The 1,217-nt window shown below is 40.4% G+C and carries 2 protein-coding genes; both read right to left on the bottom strand.

The window, feature by feature from the left end; translation table 11 throughout:
* Positions 1-90 precede the first annotated feature (90 nt).
* The gene (locus tag F607_RS32330; RefSeq protein ID WP_051311898.1) at positions 91-999 is read right to left on the bottom strand and encodes a zeta toxin family protein; all 909 of its coding nucleotides are present in this window, start codon (positions 997-999) and stop codon (positions 91-93) included.
* A 10-nt stretch (positions 1,000-1,009) separates the two neighbouring features.
* On the bottom strand, positions 1,010-1,217 hold a 208-nt coding region (locus tag F607_RS35060), incomplete at its 5' end, for a hypothetical protein (RefSeq protein ID WP_027710502.1).

Here is a 1,217-nt window from a genome sequence, read left to right as displayed (position 1 = left end):
CCATACGATTATTTTCTATTATTCAAAACCAACAAAATGTGAGTAAAAGCGGTGATAGTGGATAGTGCTTCCAGGCTATCTCGAAAATACTTATATTTTATGCGTTTTTGACTTGGACTGACTGGCAACATTTTCATTTATTTTTTGTGTAGCTTCCTCAAGTCGTTTATTGATATTGCTGACTTCTGCAGGTGTTGCATGACGCTCAGGTGTTTCAATAAGCGACTTTAATTTAGTGTAATTATTTTGAAGTTCTGACAGTTCCTTAAGCGTCATTTGGCGATCACGTTCATACTTCAGTAGCTGTGATGCTTGAGGCCCAATTCTCCATTGGTCATCTTCTAGCTGATTTGTGTAAACGGCCTTATGGTCCTTGTTATACAAGGTGCTCTTATCTACCAGTTTGAGGGCTTCAGTGTGTTCAACTACGTTAGCTAAGCCTTTATAGGCTTGATCATGCTTATCTTTCGTTGAAAACCGACCAAAACCATTTTGTTTTTTCTGTTCTTCATAACGGGTATAAATACGCTGTTCACTCACCTGCTCATTAACGGCCATGGCTCGAAATTCAACGGTATATCCCGCTTGCTTTAACCCTGTTGCTAACTGCTTAAAAGCTGCTAGATCCTTTGATGTCTGATCAATGATCAGGTTTCTGCGGTTTTCTACCGCTGACATAATGAGCTTTACTGCCCATTGGCTAGCATCTTGGTGTGTTAAGTTCGCTGCTTGAATATCATCTTTTTTTAGCAAGTCATAGTAGCTAGGGTGTTGTTTCCTGAGAATATCAGCATCAACAAGGATATGACCGCCCTGGGTTTTCAGTTCCTCTTTTGCTTTTGAGGTAATACCAGACTTTCCAGAGCCTGGTTGACCACCCGTGATAATGGCCAGCGGTTTCTCTTGCTCTTTACTGTTGGAGATGTATTTTTTTTCAATTCGGCGTTTAAAGATACTATCGTGTAACTCTTTAGGAAGCACGTACTGCTTAGTTAACATGCTTTTCCCCTTAACTGGTCATATGTGCTTTTACAATAGGCGCATATTCATTCAACACACGCTCTATCTTGTCATCATCATCGATCAGCAGGTCATTTAACTCATCGTGAAACGTATCTTGTTCACTCTCCCACTGTCGTATTAGATCCTGGTTTGGTTCTCGCTTTTGCTCTTCTTCATAGATCCACTTTGAGCGCATAGCAATTAATACACCGATG

The organism is Zooshikella ganghwensis DSM 15267 (assembly GCF_000428585.1).
GTDB classification, from domain to species: domain Bacteria; phylum Pseudomonadota; class Gammaproteobacteria; order Pseudomonadales; family Zooshikellaceae; genus Zooshikella; species Zooshikella ganghwensis.
This window is presented reverse-complemented; position numbering and strand designations above follow the sequence as displayed.